We start from the raw sequence: 22163 nt of genomic DNA, 5'->3' as shown, positions 1-22163 counted from the left end.
AGAGCGGCCCCGGAAGGATCTCGTCCGACCGAACAGCCTAACCCCGAACCCGCCGTGACTTGAGCTTGGTGGCCCTACCCGAGACGCGGCGTAGCCGAAAGAGCTCCAGTGCACGGCCGATGCCGTGGCCGTAGAGCGCGCGCACCTCGTCCGGCCTCGCCTGTTCCAGAAACTCCTCGACGTCTTCCCCGCGTACCGACACGTGCCGCAGGCGATTCTCGACGCGCTCCATGCCCAGTGCGAAGAGCATGACCACGACCGGCACCGCGATCACGAACCAGACGGTCATATCACTCCCGATCCCTTGCCCATGGCGGCGTCTCACCGTGCCGATGTCGGTGGTGGCCCACTGAACGAAGCACGTGACACCATGGTTCGGCGGCGCACGTAGGCTAGCGGGGTGTCATCCGCCGCCGGTCAAGCACCCCGCAAGAGGCGCGCCTTCGCCGAAGAGAGCCAGTTGTCGTTGGTCAGACGCGCACGGCGTATGAAGCGTTGCCTCGACGAGGCTTATCCAAACGCCCACTGCGAGCTCGATTTCGCTACACCGCTGGATCTGCTGGTCGCCGTCATCCTGTCGGCGCAGTGCACGGACGAGCGGGTCAACGCCGTCACGCCTGCGCTGTTCGCCCGTTACCCGACCGCCGCCGACTACGCGGGCGCCGACCGGGCCGAACTCGAGGAACTGATCAGGCCGACCGGCTTCTACCGGAACAAGGCCAGCTCGCTGATGGGACTCGGCGCCGCCCTCGTCGAGCAACACGGCGGCGAGGTCCCCGGCACGCTCGAGGAGCTGGTGAAGCTTCCCGGTGTTGGCCGCAAGACCGCCAACGTGGTGCTCGGTGAGGCCTTCGCGGTGCCGGGCATCACTGTGGACACTCACTTCGGAAGGCTCGTGCGCCGCTGGAACTGGACGCGGGAGGAAGACCCCGTGAAGGTCGAGCACGAGGTGGGTCAGTTGATCCCGCGCAAGGAGTGGACGATGCTGTCACATCGGGTGATCTTCCACGGCAGGCGGGTCTGCCACGCCCGCAAACCCGCCTGCGGCGCATGCCCGCTCGCCCGTGACTGTCCCTCCTACGGGGCTGGACCGACCGAGTTCGAGGCCGCGGCCAAGTTGGTCAAGGGTCCCGAACGCGAGCATCTGCTGACCATGGTGAAGAGCTCTTGACCACCGCTACCAAGTGGGCACTCGCCGCGGGCGCGCTCGTGCTTGCCGTGCTCGTGGCGTTGCTGCCGCGCGTGGGCGACTCGCAGGATGCCGACGACCAGGCGGCCAGGCAGGAACTGGCACCCGCTCGCGCTGCCGCGGCGCTTCAGGCGTGCCCCGGCCCTGGGCAGGGCAGTCTGGAGCGACTGGCCGGGGTCGAGGCGACCTGCCTCGGTGACGGCTCCAAGGTCGACCTCGGCAGCGCGCTCGCGGGCGAGCCCACACTGATCAACGTGTGGGCCACCTGGTGCGAGCCGTGTCGCGAGGAACTGCCGCTGTTGCAGACGTACGCGCAACGCCGCGGCGCGGTGCGGGTGCTCACCGTGCAGGTGGAGAGTTCGGCCAGGGACGGGTTGGAGCTGCTGACCGAACTCGACGTGCACCTACCCGCCGTGCACGACGGTGACGGACCCACCGGCCCGGTCCGCAAGGCACTCAAGGTTCCGAGAGCGCTGCCCGCCTCCTACCTGGTCAGCGAGGACGGGACGGTGCGGTTCATCTCGCAGCCTCGACTGTTCACCTCGGTGGAGCAGATCCGGCTGGCAGTGGAGCGTTCCAGGTGACCGGCCCGCTCGTTCATCCCGACGAGACACCCGGCTGGCTGCGCGGCCTCGTCGAGGTCAGTGCGGACCTTGACGCGGCGACCTTCACGCGGTTCTCGCCACCGAGGGATCGGCCTACCAAAGATGCCTCGGTGCTGGTGCTGTTCGGCGACGACCACCACGGCCCCGACGTGCTGCTGCTGCGCAGGGCCGACACGCTCGACTCGCACGCGGGCCAGGTCGCCTTCCCCGGCGGTGGCAGCGAGGCGGGCGACGCGGGACCGATCGACACCGCGCTGCGGGAGGCGCAGGAGGAGACCGGGGTGGACCCCTCCGGAGTACGGCCGGTGGCGGTGCTGCCCGAGTTGTACGTGCCGGTGTCCGGGTTCGCCGTGACTCCGGTCCTCGCGCACTGGCAGCGGCCCTCGCCCGTGCGGGCCGTCGACCCGGGAGAGACCGCCGCCGTCGCGAGGGTTCCAGTCGCAGAACTCGCCGACCCCGCCAACCGGTTCCAGGTCCACAAGCGAGGCAGCGGCTGGAAGGGGCCCGCCTTCGAGGTCGACGGGCTGTTCGTGTGGGGCTTCACGGCCGGTCTGCTTTCGGTCCTGCTCGACCTCGGCGGTTGGGGGCGGGACTGGGACACCTCGGACGTGCGAGATCTTGACGTAGCGTTGGCCGAACACGAGGCTCGCGTGCGGCGGGCGGTGTTCGGTCGCGGCGAGTAGGGAGAGACGTTGAACTGGGTCGACGTGCTGGTCATTCTGCTGGCCCTGCTCGCGGCGATATCCGGGGCTCGCCAGGGCGTCGTCATCGCGCTGCCCGCGTTCCTCGGTGTGATCGCGGGCGCGATCCTGGGCATACAACTGGCGCCACTGGTGATCGACCTGTTCGAGCACCCAGCAGCCAGGGTGGCCTTCGCGGTAGGCACCGTGGTCTTCCTCGTCGCACTGGGCGAGACGTTCGGGGTGTGGCTGGGCAACAAGCTCAAACGCAGGATCTCCTCACCGGGGATCTCCGGACTCGACAGCACTCTCGGCGCCGTCGTGCAGGGTGTCGTGGTCTTCGTGGTGGCGTGGTTGATCGCACTGCCGCTGACCAGCGTCGCCGCGTTGCCAGGGCTCGCGAGGGCGATCAACAACTCGGTCGTGCTCGGCGGGGTGAACTCGATGATGCCCGACGCCGTCCAGGGCTTGCCCTCCGACCTGCGCAGGTTGCTCGACGAATCCGGTTTCCCTTCCATCGTCGGGCCGTTCCAGAACGCGCCTGTTCGTGAGATCCAGCCTCCCGATCCCGCACTGCAGAACAGCCAGGTGGTGCGTGAGCTACGGGACAGTGTGCTCAAGATCCGGGGCGTCGCCCCTTCCTGCTCGCGCTCCCTGGAGGGCAGCGGGTTCGCGGTCTCGCCCAACCGCGTGGTGACCAACGCGCACGTGGTCGCGGGCACCGAAGAGGTGTCCGTCGAGACCGACGAAGGCACTCGCAGCGCCACGGTGGTCTACTACGACCCCGGCACCGACGTCGCGGTGCTGGCGGTTCCCGGCCTCGAAGCGGAGCCGTTGCGGCTGTCGGCGGAGGACGCGGAAGCAGGCGACGACGCCATCGCGTTGGGCTACCCGCTGGACGGGCCGTACACGGCATCTCCCACCCGCATCCGGGAGCGGATCACCCTGCGAGGGCCGGACATCTACGACACCAACACGGTGCAGCGGGACGTCTTCACGGTGCGCGGCCAGGTGCGCAGCGGTAACTCCGGCGGCCCGCTCGTCGACCCGCAGGGCGAGGTGGTCGGAGTGGTGTTCGGCGCCTCGGTGGAGGACCCCGACACCGGCTTCGTGCTGACCGCGGACGAGGTTCGCGCGGAGGTCGAGCAGGCTCCCGGCTTCACCACCGAGGAACCGACTGGGCCCTGCACGGCGTGAGGTAGTGGGCTCACTTCCCGCGCAGGAACTCCACCAGCACCTTGGTCGTAGTCGCGGGATCTTCCAACTGCGGGTAGTGCCCGATGCCGGGCAGGAGCTCGAACCTGGAGTACGGACCCAACCACGGCGCCGAATCCCGTGCCGTTCTGGGGAGCACGACCGGGTCGGCGGCCCCGTGCAGTTGCAGGGTCGGCATCCGCAGCCTGGTGTCGACCGCGTCGGCGAATCGCCTGCCGTCACCTCGAAACTGTGACCGAAAAGCCCAGCGGTAGTACTCCAGCGCGCTGTGCGCGACACCTGGCACGAGCATCGCTCTGCGAAAGTTCGCCGCCGCATGCGGGAAGTCCGGGCTGTCCCGCCATGCCGTGCCCGACCAGTCGTGCAGCAGCCGCTCCACGGCGGCCGCGCTGTCGGCCACAAGCCAGCGTTCCGGAGCCATCGGCAGCTGGAACCGAAGCAGGTGTGCCATCGCACGTGCCTGTCCCCGCTTGCGCAGGGCACCACGGGCGATCGCGGAGCGAAGCGCCAGCGGGTGAGCGGAGCCGAGCACGCCTACCGAAGTCACCACCCTCGGATGCAGCGTCGCGGCCGACCACGCGAGCATGCCGCCCCAGGCATGCCCCACAAGGTGTGCCTTTCGCTCCCCCAACGCCCGGACCAGCCCCGCGACGTCACCGGCCAGCGTCCAGGCGTCGTAGCCGCGCGGAGGTTTGTCGGAGTCACCGTAGCCGCGCAGGTCGGCCGCGACCACGCGGAAACCGGCGTCGGCAAGCGTGCGCAGCTGGTGGTGCCAGGTCCACCAGAACTCGGCGAAACCGTGCAGCAGCAGCACCATCGGACCGGAGCCCGCCTCGGCCACGTGCAGCCGGATGCCGTTGGCCGAGACGTCGCGGTGCGTCCATGGGCCGTCGAGTCGCACTGTCGACGGGTCGGGAGCCGGTACGAGTGATGGTGCCAATTCAGGTCAACGTCGCGCTGACGGATCGAGACCCGGTACCGGTGTCGCGCCGTTCCCGCCCTGCTCGGCGGGCTTGCGGACTCGCAGCGTCGCTGCTGTCTCCCTGAGGCTGTCGATGGAGCGTTGCGGCGCCCTGATCCGCTTGACCTTGCGGTAGCCGAGCAGTCCGAAGAGGGCCGTGGTCACCAGCATCAGCCCGAAGACGATGAGGAACGCCGCCCATCGCGGCAGCCACTCGGTCAGCAGCTCGCCGAGGAAGAAAAAGAAGAAGAACGAACTGTACAGGCCGACTACGCCCGCGACGACGAAGAAGATGCTGCCCTTGAGCGCCTTCTTGGCCTCGGCGGCCGTCTCCGCCTTGATCAGCTCGACCTCGGCTCTGACCAGGGTGGACATGTGTTGCGTGGCGTCCATGACCAGCGCGCCGATGGACTGCGCGTCCGCGCCTTCTCCGTCGTCTGCGGACAACGGGATGTAGGGCACGCCTGTTGCCCGGTCGCTGTCGTTGACGTGGTGTTTGGGGCTGCTCACGCGCCTCATCGTGCCATGTGATCAATCCGATGGCTCGCCGGGCGCGCCCCTGGCATGCACTTTGCTCCTGCGCAGCAGTAGCACGGCCGCCGACAGCGAGGCGATGGCCGACGCCAGCAACACGGCGGCCTTGGCCAGCTCGACCAGTTCGCCCTCAAGTGCGAGCTCGGCGATCAGCAGGCTGACGGTGAACCCGACGGCGCCGAGCATGGCGAGCGCGCCGAGGTCGAGCCACCCCAGCGTCGACGGCAGCCTGGCGAGCCGGGTACGGACGGCGAGCATGCTCGCGCCGAGGATGCCGACCACCTTGCCCGCCAGCAACCCGACCAGCACGGCGAGCGGGATGGGGTTGGAGAACACCGAGCCGAGCGAGTCGGCGCTGATGGCGATGCCCGCCGCGAACAGCGCGAACACCGGTACGGCCACCCCTGCCGACCACGGTTGCAGCCGGTGTTCCAGCCGCAGCGCGGGAGCCTCGCGCTCGCCGGGGTCGGGGCGGACCCGCGTCAGCAGGCCGAGTGCGACGCCCGCGATCGTGGCGTGGATGCCGGAGGAGTGCACCGCGACCCAGACGACCGCCGCCAGTGGCACGTAGATCCACCATGCCCGGACCCGCTTGTGTTGCAGGTAGGCGTACACCGCCAGCCCCGCCACGGCGATCCCGGCGGCGAGCAGGTTGAAACTCGCCGTGAACAGCACCGCGATCACGATGATGGCACCGAGGTCGTCGACCACGGCCAGGGACAGCAGAAAGACGCGAGCCGCCCCCGGCAGGTTGGACCCGGTCAGCGCGAGCACTCCCAGCGCGAACGCGATGTCCGTGGCCACCGGGATGGCCCACGCCTGCTCGATTCCCGGCTCGCCCCAACCGACGGCGAGCGCGATGCCCGCGGGCACGAGCATCCCGCCGAGCGCGGCCACGATCGGCAGCGTCGCGGCCTTGATGTCGGAGAGTTCGCCGATCACCAACTCACGCTTGAGTTCCAGCCCGACGACGAAGAAGAACAGTGCGAGCAGCCCGTCCTTGGCCCAGTCGCCTACGGAAAGGTGCAGGTGCAGCGCCTCGGGACCGATCTCGAAGTCGCGCACGGCGCGATAGACGTCGCCGAGTGCGGAGTTCGCCCACAGTAGTGCGACGGCCGTCACGACGAGCAGGATGATCCCGCCGGTGGTCTCGGTGCGCAGGAAGCGGGCGAACTCCGAGACGGCTTGGTTCGGTCGGCGGGGGGTACTCACGGGCGGCTCCAGGGGTCGGCTCGGCGGACGCCGACCAGACTTCCCGGCACACCTGGTCGGACCCTATCAACGGCCCTCGGGTGTACCCGTGCAGTTCGTGATCGTCGCCACTGGCGGTTTGGGCGGCCGTCAGCCCACGGCGATGCCGGAAACCAGGCCGACGAAGTAGGTCACGACCATGGTCACTGTTCCGACGCCGACGTTGCGGGCGATCGCCTTGCCGACGGGCGCGCTGCCGAGCCGGGCGCTGATCCACCCGGTGAGCGCGAGCGCCACCACTACCGCCGCGCCGCACGCCAACACCCGCGCCGATACCGGCGGCAAGGTGATGCCCAGCAGCGGCAGCATCGCCCCGACGGTGAACGCCGCGAACGAAACCCAGGCCGCCTGCCAGGGCGAGGTCAACTCGTTCGGATCGATCTGCAGCTCGGCCTCGGCGTGTGCCCGCAGTGCGTCCTTCTCGGTGAGTTCACGCGCGACCTGTGCCGCGAGTCGCGGGGACAGCCCCTTGTTCTCGTAGATCTCGGCGAGTTCGCGTTCCTCTTCCTCCGGCATCGTGCGCAGCTCGTACTTCTCCAGCCGCAGCATGGCGCGCTCGGTGTCACGCTGAGCCGAAACGGACACGAACTCGCCGCCTGCCATAGACAGGGCTCCCGCCGCCAGCCCAGCGATACCGGCGAGCAGGATCGCGGTGAGATCGGTGGTGGCGCCCGCGACACCGACGACGAGCCCGGCGACGGAGACGATCCCGTCGTTGGCGCCGAGCACACCGGCGCGTAACCAGTTGAGCTTGCCGCCGAGCCGGTCGTGATGTGGCTCGCCGAAGTGCCTGCCGTCCGGGTCGGGTAGCCGGCTCACCGCGGCTTCCCGCCGTGTCGGGTGCCGTTTCCGGCTGTTTCGGCAAGGATGCTGATGTCGGTGACCAGTGCGACGGTCCGTGCCAACGGCTGCGCGACTGCCATTCCCGGATCGTACGTCAGAAGGAGGCGAGATGGCTCAGCGACAGCACAGCTACGCGCTGACCGTCCGATGGACGGGTAACCGCGGTAGCGGCACGTCGGGGTACGCGGCGTTCGGCAGGGACCACGAGGTGCTGGCGCCCGGCAAACCCACGCTCGCGGGCACGGCCGATCCGGCGTTTCGAGGTGACCCAGCACGTTGGAGCCCGGAAGACCTGCTCGTCGCCGCGTTGTCGCAGTGCCACATGCTGTGGTACTTGGCGCTGTGCGCTCACGCGAAGGTGATCGTGACCGACTACCTGGACGAAGCGGCGGGAATCATGGTCGAACACCCTGGCGGTGCCGGCGAGTTCACCGAGGTGGTGCTTCGCCCGAGGGTGACGGTGGCGCGGTCGGACATGGTGGACAAGGCCGGGGAGTTGCACACGCCCGCCCATGAGAAGTGCTTCATCGCGCGTTCGGTGAACTTCACCGTCAAGCACGAGCCGACGATTGTCGTCGCGGGCTGATTTCGGTAGTCGGGGTGGCCGTGAGCGCCCCCGTGGGGCACTCACGGCCAACGCCTCAGCTCTCCAACTCGGCCAGAGCCTGCTTTGCCTGCTCCAGTTGGGCTTCGAGTTCGGCCACCTTCGCCTGCTGCTGTTCCCGCGCGGCGTTGATCACCTCGTCGATCGGCACGGAAAGGTCCTCGTGCAGTTCCTTGGCCGCACGTGACACCGCGGAGGCGGGGATGTCGAGGCCACGAGCGACCCACTTGCTGCCGTGCTTGAGCTCGGCCTGCCACTCACCGTCGGCGGTTCCGGTCACCGTAAGCGTCAGCTCGACGGTGCGCGTCTTGCGCGCGCTGCCCTTGGCCCGGCCACGCTGAGTCTTGCCCTTCTCCTGCCGGTCCGCGGCCGGGTTCGCGTCCTGCTCCGAGGTGGCGGTGTCCCCGCCGCTCGCGGCGGGAGAGGTCTGGTCCTGTTCCTGTGCGATCTCCTGAGGGGCTTGCTGTGTGGCGGTGTCAACGGTCATCGCTGTCGCCTCCTTGCCGGCGGGTGGTCTCCTCCAGTGAGCAAGGATAGAACATGCGTTCGATAATCCGGCAGTGGGTGGTGTGGAATTCACGGCAGGGTAGCGACGCGCGAAGCCGTCGCTGGTTGCTTCGGTGTTCGCATTGATATCTCGGTGAAATACGGCGAGACATATCTGCGGTGGCGAGGTGTTACACGGGTATACCCGAAAGGGTGAAAAAAACGTTGACCCCCGCATCGGGGCGTAACCGTTTCCGCAGCTCGCGAACATTTTCACCTGGTCAGGCGACGGCAATGTTCATTGCCCGGCGTGGACCAGACCTGCTAGGAACATCGACGCGTTCTTCCTGGCGTGCCGCCATATCGGTTCCGGCGGGCGCCTGGTCCGCCCTGCCCGCCGGAGGTGGAAAGTGGCGGATCAATCCGGTGCGCAAGTGTGCCCCGTGCTATGACTATCACCTGCTACGTGCGGTTTCGCGGAAAAAGGGAGGCTGCTGTGAGGCCGGTAAACCTCCTTTGTTTTAATAGGCACCCTCGCTAAGTTGATCTATGCCCAGGGACTGTGATTAATGGAAAGAACAGAGATCCCGAGAGACTCCGCGGCCAGGACCATCCGCCGCGGTAGGTCCGTCGCTCCCAGCCGGTTGCTCGCCGCCGTCGGGGCGGCTGTGCTGGCGCTGCTCGTCGCGGGCTGCGGCGGTGGCAGTGACGCGGGCCAGGCGAACGCGGCAGGCAAGCCCGACCAAGCCGCGCTGCCCGAGGCCACGACCTACGGTGACATCCCGCAGGCGCCCAAGGACCCCGAACCAGGCGCGGCGACGGACGGCGAGGTACTGCACCCCAAGCGCGAGCTCGTGGTGCACGACGGCGTCGACGGAACCCCGATCGCCAGGCTTCCGGTGAAGCAGATCTCCTCGCCGACATGGGTTCCGGTCATCAAGCGCGAGGGCGATTGGGCACAGATCCTGCTTCCCTCACGCCCCAACGGCGCCTCGGGCTGGATCAACACGGCGGGCGACGCCGTGGAGTCGGCCAACAACGACTACGTGGTCAATGTGGACCGGCAGAACTTCAGCCTGGAAATCGTCAAGGGCGACCAGCAACTCGGCGAGTGGACCATCGGCATCGGCGAACCCGACTACCCGACGCCCGCGGGGCGGGCGTTCATCATCGCCTCGATCAAGGAGACCGTGAACGACTACAGTCCCATCGTTCTCCCGCTCAGCGCCCATTCGGAGTCGCACACGACATTCGGTGGGGGGCCCGGCACCGTCGGGATTCATACCTGGCCGGACAACAGCTTCGTTGGCAAGGCCAACAGCGACGGGTGCATCAGGGTGACCAAGGAAGCCCTCGATGAGCTCGTCAAGTTGCCGCTCGGGACGATGGTCAACATCGTCTGATGCGAGCGGCGACGAGCAGCAACCATCCGAGAACCACCCGAAATTCCCTGTTCCCTCGATTGAAAGGTACTTTCTTGTCCACGAAGAGAACTGCCGCTTTCGGCGCCGGTGTCCTCTCCGCGCTGCTCGTCGGTGGCATCGCCTTCGCCCCGGTCGCGTCGGCGCAGGAGGTAGAGGACGAGGCCACCGCACTGCAGGCCGAGGGGCTCGTCGACATCACCCCGGTGCCGCACGTCGTCGGCTCCGGTAAGGACTCGCTGATCGCTGCGGACCTGCCACCCGACACCGGCAGCATGCTGCACGCAGGCGTGTTCAACGCGTTCGCGGAAGAAGGCCACGCCAACGCCAGCACCGCCGACGTCAGGCTGACGCTGCCCGGTGCACCCGAGATCGAGGCATCGCTGATCGTCGCCGACTGCGAGAACCTCGAAGGGTCCACGTCGATCGCGAACCTGCGGGTCGGCAACCAGGAGATCAAGCTCGACCAGATCCAGCCGAACCAGGAGATCATTCCGGAGCCCCTCGTCGGCGTCGCACGGATCACCCTGAACAAGCAGGACCAGAACGAGGACGGCTCGCTGAGCGTCACGGCGCTGGCTGTCGACCTGCTCAACGGCACCCAGACGCTGGACCTGTCGAAGGCCACCTGCACCGAGGGTGACTCCGGCGAGCCGACCGACCCCGCCCCTGAACCGACCGACCCTGCGGACCCGACCACCGAGCCCACCGACCCCGGTGAGGACGACGGCGGTGACAGCGGCAACGACAACGCGGGCGACCGCGCCGACGAGAACGGCAACGCGCCCACGCCGATTCCGCAGCCCGGCCACCTGGATGTGACCGGCTGATCAGCTGATCGGCACGGTCATACGAAGGGCGGCCTCCACCACGAGCAGGGTGGAGGCCGCCCTTTCTTCGTGTCTTGCTACTCCTCGCCCTTGCCCGATCGCAGGCCGCTGGAGATCAGGTCCATCACCGAACTGTCCGCCAGGGTGGTCACATCACCGATCTCCCGGTTCTCGGCGACGTCACGCAGCAGCCGCCGCATGATCTTGCCGGAACGGGTCTTCGGCAACTCCGGCACGACCATGATCTGGCGTGGCTTGGCGATCGGTCCGATTTCCTTCGCGACATGGTTGCGCAGCGCCTGAATCGCCTCGGTGCCGCCCGCTTCGTCCTCGGCGACCCCGCCGCGCAGGATGACGAAGGCGACGATGCCCTGCCCCGTGGTGGGGTCGGTCGCGCCCACCACGGCCGCCTCCGCGACGGTCGGGTGCGAGACCAGCGCGGACTCCACCTCGGTGGTGGAGATGCGGTGTCCCGAGACGTTCATCACGTCGTCCACCCGGCCCAGCAGCCAGATGTCGCCGTCGGCGTCGTACTTGGCGCCGTCACCGGCGAAGTAGAAGCCCTGCTCGGCGAAGCGTGACCAGTAGGTTTCCTTGTACCGCTCGTCGTCGCCCCAGATTCCGCGCAGCATGCCCGGCCATGGCTTGTCGAGGACGAGGTAGCCACCGCCGCCTTTGCCCACCTCGGTACCGGTGTCGTCCACGACCTTGGCCGAGATTCCCGGCAGTGGCCGCTGTGCCGAGCCCGGTTTGGCGTGTGTGACACCGGGCAGCGGGGAGATCATGATCCCGCCGGTCTCGGTCTGCCACCAGGTGTCCACCACCGGGCAGCGGTTTCCGCCGATGTGTTCGCGGTACCACATCCATGCCTCTGGGTTGATCGGCTCCCCCACGGACCCGAGTACGCGAAGCGAGGACAGGTCGTACTTCGCCGGGATCTCGTTGCCCCACTTCATGAAGGTACGGATCAGCGTCGGTGCGGTGTAGTAGATGGAGACCTTGTACTTCTGGATGATCTCCCAGTGCCTGCCTTCGTGCGGGGTGTTCGGGGTGCCTTCGTAAACCACCTGCGTCACCCTGTTCGCCAGCGGGCCGTAGACGATGTAGGAGTGTCCGGTGACCCAGCCGATGTCCGCGGTGCACCAGTAGACGTCCTCGCCAGGTTTGTGGTCGAAGACGGCGTGGTGGGTGTAGGCGACGTGGGCCAGGTAGCCGCCCGAGGTGTGCAGGATGCCCTTCGGCTTACCCGTCGTGCCTGAGGTGTACAGGATGTACAGCGGGTGTTCGGAGTCGAAGGCCTGCGGGGTGTGCTCCGCGGGCTGCGGGTCGACCAGCTCGTGCCACCACAGGTCGCGTTCTTGCGTCCACGGCACGTCGTCGCCGGTACGCCGCACGACGACGACCTTCTCGACGCTCTCCGCGCCCGCGAGCGCTTCGTCCACGTTCGCCTTCATCGGGGCGGCCTTGCCCCTGCGGTACTGGCCGTCCGAGGTGATGACGACCTTCGCCTGCGCGTCGTCCACGCGGGAGCGCAACGCCGTTGGGGAGAAGCCACCGAACACGACGCTGTGCATGGCGCCGATTCTGGCGCACGCGAGCATCGCGACGATCGCCTCGGGGATCATCTGCAACTGGATTGCCACCCGGTCGTTCGCCGTGACGCCGAGCGAGGTGAGCGCGTTCGCCGCCTTGCAGACCTCGTCCTTGAGCTGCGCGTAGGTGATGTCGCGGGTGTCTCCGGGTTCGCCGACCCAGTGAATGGCAACCTGATCGCCGTGACCTGCCTCCACGTGGCGGTCGACGCAGTTGTACGCGACGTTGAGCTTGCCGCCCACGAACCACTTCGCGAACGGAGCCTGTGACCAGTCGAGCACCTGCGACCACCGGGTGTCCCAGTGCAGGCGTTCGGCCTGCCTTGCCCAGAAGGCCTCCCTGTCCTGTTCGGCTTCGGCGTACCACTCCGGCGTCGCGTTGGCTCGCGCGGCGAACTCCTCGCTCGGAGGAAAGGTACGGCTCTCGGTCAACAGGTTGTCGAGTGCCGGTGACTGCTCTGTCATGCTGCAAGCCTCCTGATGTGCGAAATCGTGGCTACGCCCGCGGCGACGGTAGCGACGTTAGTACGGCAAGTAAAAGGTTGCAGCCGGGTTGCGGCGGCCGACAAGGCGCTGACGACAAGCGGCCGACAAGCGGTCGACGGGCGCTGCCTATGCTCGCCGGTACGGCAGGGGAGCGCCGGTGACGAAGGGATTTGGATGAGGTGTGAGGCAGCAAACCAGCGGCGGCAGGCCGGCTCGCCCGCTGTCGGGTGTACGGAACGGCCGCAGGGCACATGACCGATCCGCTCGCGCCGCTGCTGGAACTGTCCGGCGTAGCCGAGGCGGCCAAGAACGCACAGGATTCGGTGTTCGCCGTACACCGGCACCCGGCGAACCTGCGCGGAGGTTCCGCCACGGCTGCGGAGGCGTCCGTGCGCGCGGCCAGAGCGTCGGCGGCCGTCGAGGGAGGCGAGCCGGAGCTTCCCGAAGAGGGTGCTGTCACCGACCCGGTCCTGGCGGGGGCACTGCGGGTTGCCGAAGCACTGGAGTCGTTGCTTCCGACGTGGCGGCGGGCACCGGCGCAGGCGCTGGCCAGGCTGCACGTCCTCGCGGCGGCGGATCTGGTCGCCGACCACGATTCGCTGGGCAGGCCCCGCGTCGGCGACACCGACGAGGTCGGACGCCGACTGGAGTTGCTCGCCCAGTTGGTCACCGGTGCCACCGCGGTGCCGGGGGCGGTGCTGTCGGCCGTGGTGCACGGTGAGTTGCTGGCACTGCGCCCGTTCGGGTCGGCCGACGGGGTCGTCGCCCGAGCCGCCTCCCGGCTGACCATGATCGCCAGCGGGTTCGACCCCAAGGCGCTGACCGTGCCGGAGGTCGCCTACCTGCGGCGGTCCCGCATCTACCGCGCCACCGCGGATAGCTTCGCCGGTGGCGAGGAGGAAGGCGTGCGGGCGTGGCTGCTGTTCTGCTGCGAGGCTTTCGAGGCCGGGGCCAGAGAGGCACGCGGCATCGCCGATGCGGCGGCCTCGTGACCGACCGTTCGCGCCCCCGCGCTCAGGACGCGTGTGCAGAAAGCGACTCAAGTGCGTTGCGCACGTGGCCTCCGGTGGCCGCCAGCGCCTTCACCGCGTCGGCGACGTCAACGCCGGACAGCAGATGCACCAGCGCGACCTTGAGGTCTCCGTCGGCCTCGATCAACGCCTGGTCGCAGACCTGACTGCTCAGTCCGGTGGCCTCGTGCAGTATGCGTAGCGTGCGGCCACGCAGTTTCGCGTTGGTGGCACGCATGCTGACCATCAGGTTCGAATAGGTGCGCCCCAACTTGACCATCGTGGCCGTCGAGAAGGAGGTGAGCACCATCTTCTGTGCCGTACCCGCCTTCATCCTCGTCGAGCCCGCGATCACCTCCGCGCCCGTGTCGACAGGGATCAACACGTCGACGGTGGAAGGAGCGGGAGCCCGCGGGTTGCCGGACACCAGTGCGGTCCGTGCACCCCGTTGTTTGGCGCCCTGCAGCGCACCGAGCACGTATGGGGTGCGACCTGACGCGGTGATGCCCAGTACGAAGTCGCCTGCGGAAACCGTGGAACTCAGCTCGGCGGCTCCCGCGCTCGCGTCGTCCTCCGCGTTCTCGACCGCATGCCGCAGCGCTCGCTCACCGCCCGCGTGGTGGGCGATGAACCAGTCCGGCGGCACGTTGAACGTCGGGGCCAACTCGGCCGCGTCGAGCACCGCCAACCTTCCGGACGTGCCTGCTCCCACGTAGTGCACGCGGTGACCGGATCGCAGCGCCTCCGTGGCGTAGTCGACGGCTCGTGCCAGCTCGGGCAAGACAGCCCGCACGGCACCGGGGACCTCCCGGTCCTCGGTGTTGATAGCGGCCAGAACGCCGATCGTGGGCAACTGGTCGATGTCGGTCGTGCGTTGGTTGCGCTGCTCCGTCGGCGAGTCGACGTGCACCACGTGGCGCGATACGGTCATCATTCGCCTCACTGTCGTCGGTTTCCGAACGTGCCCGCCGCAGGCGGCTGCTACTTACCTGCGTCTCTGGTGCGCCTCCTGCCGTCGGGACGAACGCCGAGCCTGTGAGTACCCACCGCGTCACGGGTCGCATCGAGTGCACTGACCGACTCGTCCAGATGCCGCTGTGCGACGCCGATGAACAGGCAGTCGATCACGGTGAGTTGGGCGATCCGGCTCGCTGTCGCACCCGAGCGGAAGGTCGTTTCACGTGCGGCGGTGGTGAGTACGTAGTCGGAAACGTCCGTGATCGGTGAACGGGGGAAATTGGTCAGCGCCACCGTGGTCGCCCCGTGCTCCCGGGCGACCCGCAGTGCCTCGATGGTGTCGGTCGTGGCGCCGGTGTGGGAGATGCCCACCGCGATGTCGCCTCCTTTCAGCACGGCCGCCGAGGTGAGCATGATGTGGGTGTCGGACCAGGAGAAGCTCACCCTGCCGATGCGGTGAAGCTTCTGTTGCAGGTCGGCGGCCACGAAGGCGCTGGCGCCGACGCCGTAGACGTCGACACGGCTCGCGTTCGCGACAAGGTCGATGACTCGCGTCAGTGTGGCGATATCGAGCTGCTCGGCTGTCTCCTCGACGGCTCTGGCGTCGGCGAAGCTCACCTTGCTTACGACGGACGCGAGGTCGTCTTCCGCTGTGATCTCACCTCCGAGGTCACGAGACGTCCGCGCCTGCGACCGAGCGGTGTCGGCAGCGAGTGCGATTCGCAACTGCGGGTAGCCGCCCACGCCGACCGCCTTGCAGAACCGCGTGACGGTCGTCTCGCTCGTGTGCGCTGCCAGCGCGACTTCGGTGATGCTGCGCCGGGCGACCGAGGAGGGATCTTCCAGTACGACGTTGGCCACGCGCTGTTCGGCTTTGGCGAGGCCGGGCAGCAGCGACCGGATGCGCACGAGTGGGCTCGCGTCGGCATCCCATGAGGTCGAGTCGTCGGTGCCGCGCGAACCACTGTCGTGCGCGGCCGCCGGGGCGGATTCGGCAGCTTCCACTGTGGTGACGTCGCCGGTATCTGCGACGTCCGTGGGAAACTTACTAACCGTAGACATCTCCGACAAGGTTACCCGCACCTTCCCGCGTAATCACACCCGCGAGTGTCCTTCCACATCGCGGCCGTGGCGTTTCGTAGTTGCTGAGAAAGTCGCCAACCGTGTCTTGGTTGTTAACCTGAATCGCCTAACAACTTGGCAACTAATCAGCCGTTGCTCAGGGCAAACCCGTCGGTGATGATCGTTTCCGGGTGGCGCTCCGCGTCGAGCAGTACTCGCTCGGTATCCGCGATCCGGATTGCGTCGATGCACACACCCCGGCCCGTGTCGCTGCTGTCGGTGGTGAATCGCCAACGAAGAGTGACTTTCTGGCCCCTGGGAACCATCACACGGGCCGACCACCACGAACGGTGACCGGTACCGGACAGTGAGTTGACCGTTTTGTCGGGTGATCCACGGCCCCGCACCCGCACTTCGAGGGTGCGCCAGGTCCGGCCTTCATCAGTACTCGCCTCCACGACGAGTGGGTCGGTGGGCTCGGAATCCACGAACGCATGGAATCGCGCTGAGGTGTAACGGTCGCTCACCGTCAGCGCCGGTGTCGTGAGCGTTGCCACCTCGCTGTCGCCGATGACGCTGGACCAGGCGTGCGGCCCACGAGCAGGCGGTACGGCGAGTGCTCGGGAAAGCCCCGTCGCCCACGCCTGTCGCGCCGGGTTCACCGAACCCCAGGAACGGGTGGGGTGGACCCGGTTGGTGAGCAGTATCGCGATGGAGCCAGACAGCGGGTCGATGACGAGGGACGTGCCGGTGTAGCCGGTGTGCCCGGCAGTGCGGGGGGAGGTCAGCCCACCCATGTACCAGATCTGGTCGAGTTCGAAACCCAGCCCGTGTGCGTCCCCGGGGAACCGGTCGTTGTGGTTGGTCAGCATCGCGCGCACGGATTGCTCGCTCAGTATCCGCTCGCCCGCGTAAGCTCCGCCGTTGAGCAGGGCCTGCCCGAGTACGGCCAGGTCGGAGGCGGTCGAGAAGATTCCGGCGTGTCCGGCCACGCCGCCAAGCGACCATGCGTTCTCGTCGTGTACCTCGCCGCGGAGCATGCCGCGCTCGGGTTCCGTCTGGAACTCTGTGGCGGCGATTCGAGGGACCTTGTGTGCGGGCGGGTTGAAGCCGGTGTCGGCCATGCCCAGTGGCCCGGTGATTCGTGCAGCGATCACCGCGTCCAGCGACGAGCCGGTCAACCGTTCGACGAGCACCCCAAGCGTGATCAGGTTCAGGTCGGAGTAGGTGTAGTCGGTACCGGGAGGCGACTGCGGGCGTACCCGCATCACCGCGCTGATCCGGGATGCCTTGTCGGGCCAGTCGCGCCACAACGGCAGGAAGGGTTCGAGTCCGGAGGTGTGGGTGAGCAGTTGCCGCACGGTGATGGCCGCTTTACCGTTCACGCCGAACTCCGGCAGGTACCGCGCCACCGGCGCATCCAGTTCCACCTGGTCGCGCTCGACCAGTTGCAGCACCGCGATGGAGGTGAACAGTTTGGTCACCGAAGCGAGATCGAAGATGGTGTCGGGCCGCATCGGGACCTGCTGCTCCCTCGGCAACTCGGTGCCACTGCCGTCGGCGTAGCGAACCGCGCTCCCCGTCGCATGGGTAGCGACTATCTTTCCGTCGTGCACCAGCATTGCCACGGCCCCTGCGAACAGTGGATGTCCTTCCACCGCGTTCGGTCGCGTCCAGTCGGAGAGGTGCTGGGCGGTGGCGGTGATCGGTGCCGGATCGAGACCGGCCTGTTCCGGTGTGGTCTCACGTAGCATCGTCGAGGCGGGTGCGAACCCTTCCCTGGGGATGTCGAACCGCCCGCTCGCAGGGTTCGTCGAGGCCATCGCCGTCGCTCCCAACAGGGCCATGAGTGCGACCAGTACCGCGATTCTCCCCCTCGGCGCCGCCATGTAGCCCCCTCTCACCGGTACAGCAGGTACGGTCGGCGAGTCCGTCGGAACTGGGCGAGCTCGTCGCGCCAGGATTCGACGATCTCGTCGGTGTCCGCACCTGCGTCCACCATGGTTCTGACGCGGTCGGAACCGGTCAGCTTGTCGATGAAGCGGTCCTCGCGCCAGCCGAACACCTCCGGGTACAGCCGCCGCGCTGTCACCAGCATGGCCACGGCTGTCCGGATCGCGTCGAAGCTGCCCGGACGCGTGACCATGACCTGCACGCCACCGCAGGTCTGTCCGCTGAACTTGTGATGCGTGGGCACGAAGTAGGTCTCCCGGAACGCCGCGCCCGGCAGGTTCTGCGATTCCAGCGCTTCCCGCCAGCGCCAGTCGATACCGGGGGCGCCGACGATCTCGAACGGGCGGGTCGTACCCCTGCCCTCGGAAAGCAACGTGCCCTCGAACAGGCAGGTTCCCGGGTAAACGAGGGCGGTGTCGGGAGTGGGCATGTTCGGGCTGGGCGGTGTCCACACCAGACCGGTGTCGGCGAACAGCAGATCCCGGCGCCAGCCACGCATCTCGATCACGTCCAACTCGGTCGGCCGACCTCCGTCGGCGGGCAGGAACTCGCCGTTGAAGTGTCGGGCCAACTCGCCGACGGTCATGCCGTGCTGCTGTACGATCGGATTCCTGCCGACGCCCGAGCTGTAGGCCGGGTCGAGCATCGGCCCGTATGCCGCGCCTCCCACCGGGTTGGGCCGGTCGAGCACCAGCAACGACGCTCCGGTACGGGCGGCCGCCACCATGGCCGTGTACATCGACCAGATGTAGGTGTAGGAGCGCGCACCCACGTCCGCGATGTCGAACACCAGTGTTTCCACACGTGCCGTTCGCAGCAGTCTCGCCAGCTTCCCCGCGTCGGCGCCGTAGACGTCGTACACCGGTACCCCGGTGCGTGGGTCCGTGTAGTCGCCCTCGGAGCCGCCGGCTTGCGCGCTGCCCCGGAATCCGTGCTCGGGCCCGAACACCGCCACCGGGGCAAGACCGGCCTCGACGAGCGAGTCGACGATGTGGTCCTGATTGGACAGCACACCGGTCGGATTGGAAAGTACGCCGGTTCTTCGCCCGGACAGCCGTCGCCAACCTTGTGCCGCGAGGATGTCAGCACCGGTAGCGACACTTGCGCGACGCTTGGGCTCCGGCCGCGCGCTCGCGAGCGGGGAAGCGGCCGTCAGCACCGGGCTGGCGAACGCACCGGCGGCGAGGAACAGCCTTCTGTTGATGCTCACCAGGTCAGTCCATGGCCGTAGGGATAAAGGACGGTATCGGGGTTCTGCCCTTGCGGCACACTCACCGGGAGCCTGCCGGTCGGCGACCGGTCACCCAGCAGCAACTTCGCCAGCGATCGCATGGACACCGCGCGCCAGTCGTAGGTGGCCACCCACGTCGGCACATCGGCGTAGCCCGCGTCGTAGGGCTCTCGTACCGCCACCGCCATCACGGGTTTGCCTGTCGTGAGCAGGCGGCTCACGAGGTCACGTTGACCGGGGCTTGCGCGCAGGTCGTTGGTCAGCACGACCACGACGTCCGCGCCGCGAGCCGCATTCACCGCGCGGGTCACCGTCGCTGCGTCCGGATCGGTGCCGGTCGCCAGCGCCTCCGCCGTCGTCCCCAGGCTCCGGGCGAGCGTGTGCACCGGCTCGGCCGGATAGCCCGGATACTCGGGTCGGTTCCACCCGGTGACGAGCAGCCGTTCGGAATCGCGCTCGACCGGTAGCAGGCCCGCCTCGTCGCGGAGCACGGTCGGGGCGCCGTCCGTGACACGCTGGACGCTGTCCAGGTTGCGGGGTGTTCCCACCTTGTCGGTCACCGCCCGCTCGTCGACGAGCGGCTTCGCGACGATGCCGCGGCTGTGTTTCAGTTCGAGTATGCGTCGCACGCTGGTGTCGATGCGGCCCTCGGTCAGTCGACCGTCCCGCACCGCGGCGAGCACGCTGTCGATCGCAAGCGGAAGGTCGGGCGGCATCAACATCTGATCGACACCTGCCTCGAGCGCGAGCACCGGGATCTCCGTGTCGGGGTGCAGCTGGCGCACACCCCGCATCCGCAGCGAATCGGTGACCACGACCCCGTCGTAGGCCAGTTCTTCACGAAGCAGCCCTGTCATGATCGGCTTTGAGAGCGTGGCAGGCTCTCCCGAAGGATCGAGGCTGGGCACGCTGATGTGAGCGGTCATGATGGCATCGACGCCCGCGTCGACGGCTGCTCGAAACGGTGGTAGGTCCGTTGCTCGCCACTGCGCCTCCGTGCGGTCGATCCGGGGCAGCCCCGTGTGGCTGTCGGTCCCGGCGTCCCCGTGGCCCGGAAAGTGCTTGGCCGCGGCCGACACGGTCTCGGTGAGCCTTTCCGCGTGCTGATAACCCTCGACCTGCGCGGCCACGAACCGCGCGGCCAGGTCGGGGTCCGAGGAAAACGACCGGGAACCGATGATCGGATTCAACGGGTTGGAGTTGACGTCGGCGGTCGGGGCGAAGTTCTGGGTGATGCCCATGGCGCGCAGTTCATTGCCGCTGATCGTGGCTACGGTACGGGCGCCGGACACGTCACGGGTCGCACCGAGTGCCATCGCACTCGGGTACTGGGTGGCGGGCTCGGCGATGCGCGTCACCCTGCCACCTTCCTGATCGACGGCTACCAGCAAGGGGATGTGCTTTGCTGAGGAGAGCGCGGCGCGTTGCAGGCCGTTCGACAACCTCGCGACCTGTGCTGGGTCCTCCACGTTGTCGGTGCCGGAATGGTTGAAATAGACGACGCCACCTACGTGATAGCGGCGCACCACCTCGGCGGGCGTTTCGACCGCGTATCGTCGTTCGTTCTCAGGATGCGCCTCGTTGGCCGACTTTCCCCACACATCCACGACGAACAGTTGGCCGACCTTCTCCTCGAGGCTCATGCCACGTAGCGTCCGCTCCACCCAGTCGCCGCCCGCTGCTGTTCCGTCGCGGTCTTCAGCCGTGGCTTCATGGACGGCGACTGCCCGAGGCATTGCGTGGGAACCTGTCATGGCGAGTAGTACGGCCAGCACGACGGCACGGTTTCTCCACGGCCGAGCGGTAACGGTGGTCAACGGCAGCCTCCCAGCTGATCGCTCCCGTGGATTTATCACGAGAGCGTGCAGATACCGGAAAGCTACTAACGTGTCAGGGTGTGGTCAACGATGTTCGCCGTCAGCGGAGGGCCGCAGTGGCCGTTGGTTGGTTCCGGGAGCGAACACCGCGGCGCCCGCCGATCGAGGATCGACGGGCGCCGCCAGTTAGCGCGAACTGTTCGGGCGACCAAGCGTGCAATTCGTGTCGTCGGTTGTTGGGTCTCGGCGCCCGGCGTCCCGATGCGCAGACCCTTGACGACAAGCCTCCCGCGGCGAGCTCCGCGTGGGTACCCGACGTCCGCGCACGGAGGTCTTTCGGGGTGAAGCAGGCTTCTCCTCCGCCTGCTCCCTGGCCGACAAGACGTCCGCACCTTCTTTGTAGCTCAGTGACGGCCATCACTTCAAGGGCGCGACCGGGTGCACCGTTACAGAGTCGGCAAGCCCTGCCTCCTCGGTCGCAACCAGGTATTTTGGCCTTCCAGATGTGACAGGTACGCCGATCGCTCAGTCCCTGCGCTTGCGGCGGGACAGTCCGTACAACGTCGCTCCCGCCGCCACCGCACCCATTCCCAGGCCCACGGCGACGGCCGTGGCAGACGGTGACGGTAGTCGCGCGCGCAAGGACACCGGGTTGCTGAACGAGTGCACCGGCCAACCCCGCTCGGCGGCAAGCTTGCGTAGGGTCCGGTCAGGGTTCACCACGTGCGGGTTTCCGACGACCTCCAGCAGCGGCAGATCGGTGCTGGAGTCGCTGTACGCGTGGCAGGACGCCAGGTCGTACCCGCGCTCGGAGGCGAGCTGCCGCGCCGCGATCGCCTTGTGCTCGCCGTAGCAGTAGAAATCGAGGTCGCCGGAGTAGCGTCCTTCCACGATTCGCATCCGGCTACCCATGCTGTGAGTGGTACCGAGCATCTCGGCGATCGGGGTGACCACTTCCTCGCCGGTGGCGGACAGCACGATCACGTCGTGACCGGAGGCCTTGTGCTGTTCGATCAGTTCGGCGGCCTCCGCATAGACGAGAGGTGCCACGACGTCGTGCAGTGTCTCGTTGACGACCGACCTGACCTGCTCGACATCCCAGCCGGCACACAGCGAGGAGATCTCGGCTCGCAGCCGTTCCGTTCTGTCCGCGTCTGCGCCGGAAAGCGCGAAGACGAGCTGCGCGTAGGCGCTCTTGAGTGCCGCGCGCCGGTTTATCAGCCCTTGCCGTAGGAACGGCTTGCTGAACGCCAGGGCGCTGGAGGAAGCGATGATCGTCTTGTCGAGATCGAAGAACGCTGCTACCCCGGACGGTGCACGGGCTTGGGTTACGTCGCTGCGGTCGGCCACGACCCCACGATAGGTGATCTAGCTCGGCAACGGCCGCCGCTCGGCGCCGGAAAGCGCTGGAAGATGTGCCGCGCAGGCGAATGCGC

General features: G+C 67.7%; 21 protein-coding genes. 8 read left to right on the top strand and 13 right to left on the bottom strand.

Translation table 11 applies throughout. The features are described 5' to 3' along the window. Window positions 1-37: 37 nt before the first annotated feature. Window positions 38-289: a hypothetical protein gene (locus SACMADRAFT_RS24680; protein ID WP_009156587.1), complete on the bottom strand. Its 252-nt coding sequence runs from the start codon at window positions 287-289 to the stop codon at window positions 38-40. Window positions 290-400: 111 nt separating this feature from the next. Here SACMADRAFT_RS24680 and nth point away from each other — a divergent pair, with 111 nt between their 5' ends. From nth to SACMADRAFT_RS24660, 4 genes are read left to right on the top strand one after another with little or no spacing between them, the layout of a single operon-like run. Beyond that, on the top strand, window positions 401-1171 hold the full coding sequence (gene nth, locus SACMADRAFT_RS24675) for an endonuclease III (protein ID WP_009156586.1): 771 nt from the start codon (window positions 401-403) through the stop codon (window positions 1169-1171). After that, the gene (locus SACMADRAFT_RS24670) at window positions 1168-1773 is read left to right on the top strand and encodes a TlpA family protein disulfide reductase (protein WP_009156585.1); all 606 of its coding nucleotides are present in this window, start codon (window positions 1168-1170) and stop codon (window positions 1771-1773) included. The genes nth and SACMADRAFT_RS24670 overlap by 4 nt, the downstream gene beginning before the upstream one ends. Continuing rightward, window positions 1770-2477, top strand: a complete 708-nt coding sequence (locus SACMADRAFT_RS24665; RefSeq protein ID WP_009156584.1) for an NUDIX hydrolase — start codon at window positions 1770-1772, stop codon at window positions 2475-2477. Before SACMADRAFT_RS24670 ends, SACMADRAFT_RS24665 begins: the two co-directional genes overlap by 4 nt. A 9-nt stretch (window positions 2478-2486) precedes the next feature. Further along, window positions 2487-3671, top strand: a complete 1185-nt coding sequence (locus SACMADRAFT_RS24660) for a MarP family serine protease (RefSeq protein WP_009156583.1) — start codon at window positions 2487-2489, stop codon at window positions 3669-3671. 10 nt (window positions 3672-3681) lie between these two features. Here the strand turns inward: SACMADRAFT_RS24660 and SACMADRAFT_RS24655 are convergent, their stop codons facing one another. From SACMADRAFT_RS24655 to SACMADRAFT_RS24640, 4 genes are all read right to left on the bottom strand, one after another. Beyond that, a complete protein-coding gene (locus tag SACMADRAFT_RS24655) occupies window positions 3682-4629 on the bottom strand; it encodes an alpha/beta fold hydrolase (protein WP_009156582.1) in 948 nt (315 codons plus the stop codon). A 6-nt stretch (window positions 4630-4635) separates the two neighbouring features. Then, on the bottom strand, window positions 4636-5169 hold the full coding sequence (locus SACMADRAFT_RS24650) for a phage holin family protein (protein ID WP_009156581.1): 534 nt from the start codon (window positions 5167-5169) through the stop codon (window positions 4636-4638). Between the two features lie 12 nt (window positions 5170-5181). Then, on the bottom strand, window positions 5182-6396 hold the full coding sequence (nhaA, locus tag SACMADRAFT_RS24645; RefSeq protein WP_009156580.1) for a Na+/H+ antiporter NhaA: 1215 nt from the start codon (window positions 6394-6396) through the stop codon (window positions 5182-5184). 129 nt (window positions 6397-6525) lie between these two features. Further along, a complete protein-coding gene (locus tag SACMADRAFT_RS24640) occupies window positions 6526-7254 on the bottom strand; it encodes a VIT1/CCC1 transporter family protein (protein ID WP_009156579.1) in 729 nt (242 codons plus the stop codon). Between the two features lie 133 nt (window positions 7255-7387). On the opposite strand from SACMADRAFT_RS24640, the gene SACMADRAFT_RS24635 reads away from it, so the two are divergent. After that, window positions 7388-7864 (top strand): OsmC family protein, encoded by a 477-nt coding sequence (locus tag SACMADRAFT_RS24635; RefSeq protein ID WP_009156578.1) that lies wholly within the window; start codon window positions 7388-7390, stop codon window positions 7862-7864. Between the two features lie 55 nt (window positions 7865-7919). On the opposite strand, the gene SACMADRAFT_RS24630 is transcribed toward SACMADRAFT_RS24635, so the two are convergent. After that, window positions 7920-8369, bottom strand: a complete 450-nt coding sequence (locus SACMADRAFT_RS24630; protein ID WP_009156577.1) for a DUF6319 family protein — start codon at window positions 8367-8369, stop codon at window positions 7920-7922. A 643-nt stretch (window positions 8370-9012) separates the two neighbouring features. On the opposite strand from SACMADRAFT_RS24630, the gene SACMADRAFT_RS24625 reads away from it, so the two are divergent. Together SACMADRAFT_RS24625 and SACMADRAFT_RS24620 are read left to right on the top strand one after the other, a co-directional pair. After that, window positions 9013-9771, top strand: coding sequence for a L,D-transpeptidase family protein (locus tag SACMADRAFT_RS24625; protein ID WP_040925878.1), 759 nt, complete (start codon window positions 9013-9015; stop codon window positions 9769-9771). 74 nt (window positions 9772-9845) lie between these two features. Continuing rightward, the gene (locus SACMADRAFT_RS24620) at window positions 9846-10619 is read left to right on the top strand and encodes a choice-of-anchor P family protein (RefSeq protein ID WP_040925877.1); all 774 of its coding nucleotides are present in this window, start codon (window positions 9846-9848) and stop codon (window positions 10617-10619) included. A 77-nt stretch (window positions 10620-10696) separates the two neighbouring features. Here SACMADRAFT_RS24620 and acs read toward each other — a convergent pair whose 3' ends face one another. Further along, window positions 10697-12676: an acetate--CoA ligase gene (gene acs / locus SACMADRAFT_RS24615; protein ID WP_009156574.1), complete on the bottom strand. Its 1980-nt coding sequence runs from the start codon at window positions 12674-12676 to the stop codon at window positions 10697-10699. A 272-nt stretch (window positions 12677-12948) separates the two neighbouring features. Here acs and SACMADRAFT_RS24610 point away from each other — a divergent pair, with 272 nt between their 5' ends. Further along, a complete protein-coding gene (locus tag SACMADRAFT_RS24610) occupies window positions 12949-13689 on the top strand; it encodes a Fic family protein (RefSeq protein WP_009156573.1) in 741 nt (246 codons plus the stop codon). A gap of 22 nt (window positions 13690-13711) precedes the next feature. Here the strand turns inward: SACMADRAFT_RS24610 and murQ are convergent, their stop codons facing one another. From murQ to SACMADRAFT_RS24580, 6 genes are all read right to left on the bottom strand, one after another. Beyond that, on the bottom strand, window positions 13712-14641 hold the full coding sequence (gene murQ, locus SACMADRAFT_RS24605) for an N-acetylmuramic acid 6-phosphate etherase (RefSeq protein WP_040925876.1): 930 nt from the start codon (window positions 14639-14641) through the stop codon (window positions 13712-13714). Between the two features lie 47 nt (window positions 14642-14688). Beyond that, entirely contained in the window at window positions 14689-15726 is a 1038-nt protein-coding gene (locus SACMADRAFT_RS24600; protein ID WP_009156571.1) for a MurR/RpiR family transcriptional regulator, read from the bottom strand. 146 nt (window positions 15727-15872) lie between these two features. Next, complete coding sequence (locus tag SACMADRAFT_RS24595; RefSeq protein ID WP_009156570.1) at window positions 15873-17615, bottom strand: serine hydrolase domain-containing protein; 1743 nt, start codon at window positions 17613-17615, stop codon at window positions 15873-15875. Window positions 17616-17626: 11 nt separating this feature from the next. After that, window positions 17627-18889: an exo-beta-N-acetylmuramidase NamZ family protein gene (locus SACMADRAFT_RS24590; RefSeq protein ID WP_009156569.1), complete on the bottom strand. Its 1263-nt coding sequence runs from the start codon at window positions 18887-18889 to the stop codon at window positions 17627-17629. Further along, window positions 18886-20727: a glycoside hydrolase family 3 protein gene (locus tag SACMADRAFT_RS24585; protein WP_009156568.1), complete on the bottom strand. Its 1842-nt coding sequence runs from the start codon at window positions 20725-20727 to the stop codon at window positions 18886-18888. The genes SACMADRAFT_RS24590 and SACMADRAFT_RS24585 overlap by 4 nt, the downstream gene beginning before the upstream one ends. A gap of 525 nt (window positions 20728-21252) precedes the next feature. Then, the gene (locus SACMADRAFT_RS24580) at window positions 21253-22077 is read right to left on the bottom strand and encodes an HAD-IB family hydrolase (RefSeq protein ID WP_009156567.1); all 825 of its coding nucleotides are present in this window, start codon (window positions 22075-22077) and stop codon (window positions 21253-21255) included. Window positions 22078-22163 lie beyond the last annotated feature (86 nt).

This window comes from Saccharomonospora marina XMU15 (assembly GCF_000244955.1).
Taxonomy (GTDB): Bacteria; Actinomycetota; Actinomycetes; order Mycobacteriales; family Pseudonocardiaceae; genus Saccharomonospora_A; species Saccharomonospora_A marina.
This window is presented reverse-complemented; position numbering and strand designations above follow the sequence as displayed.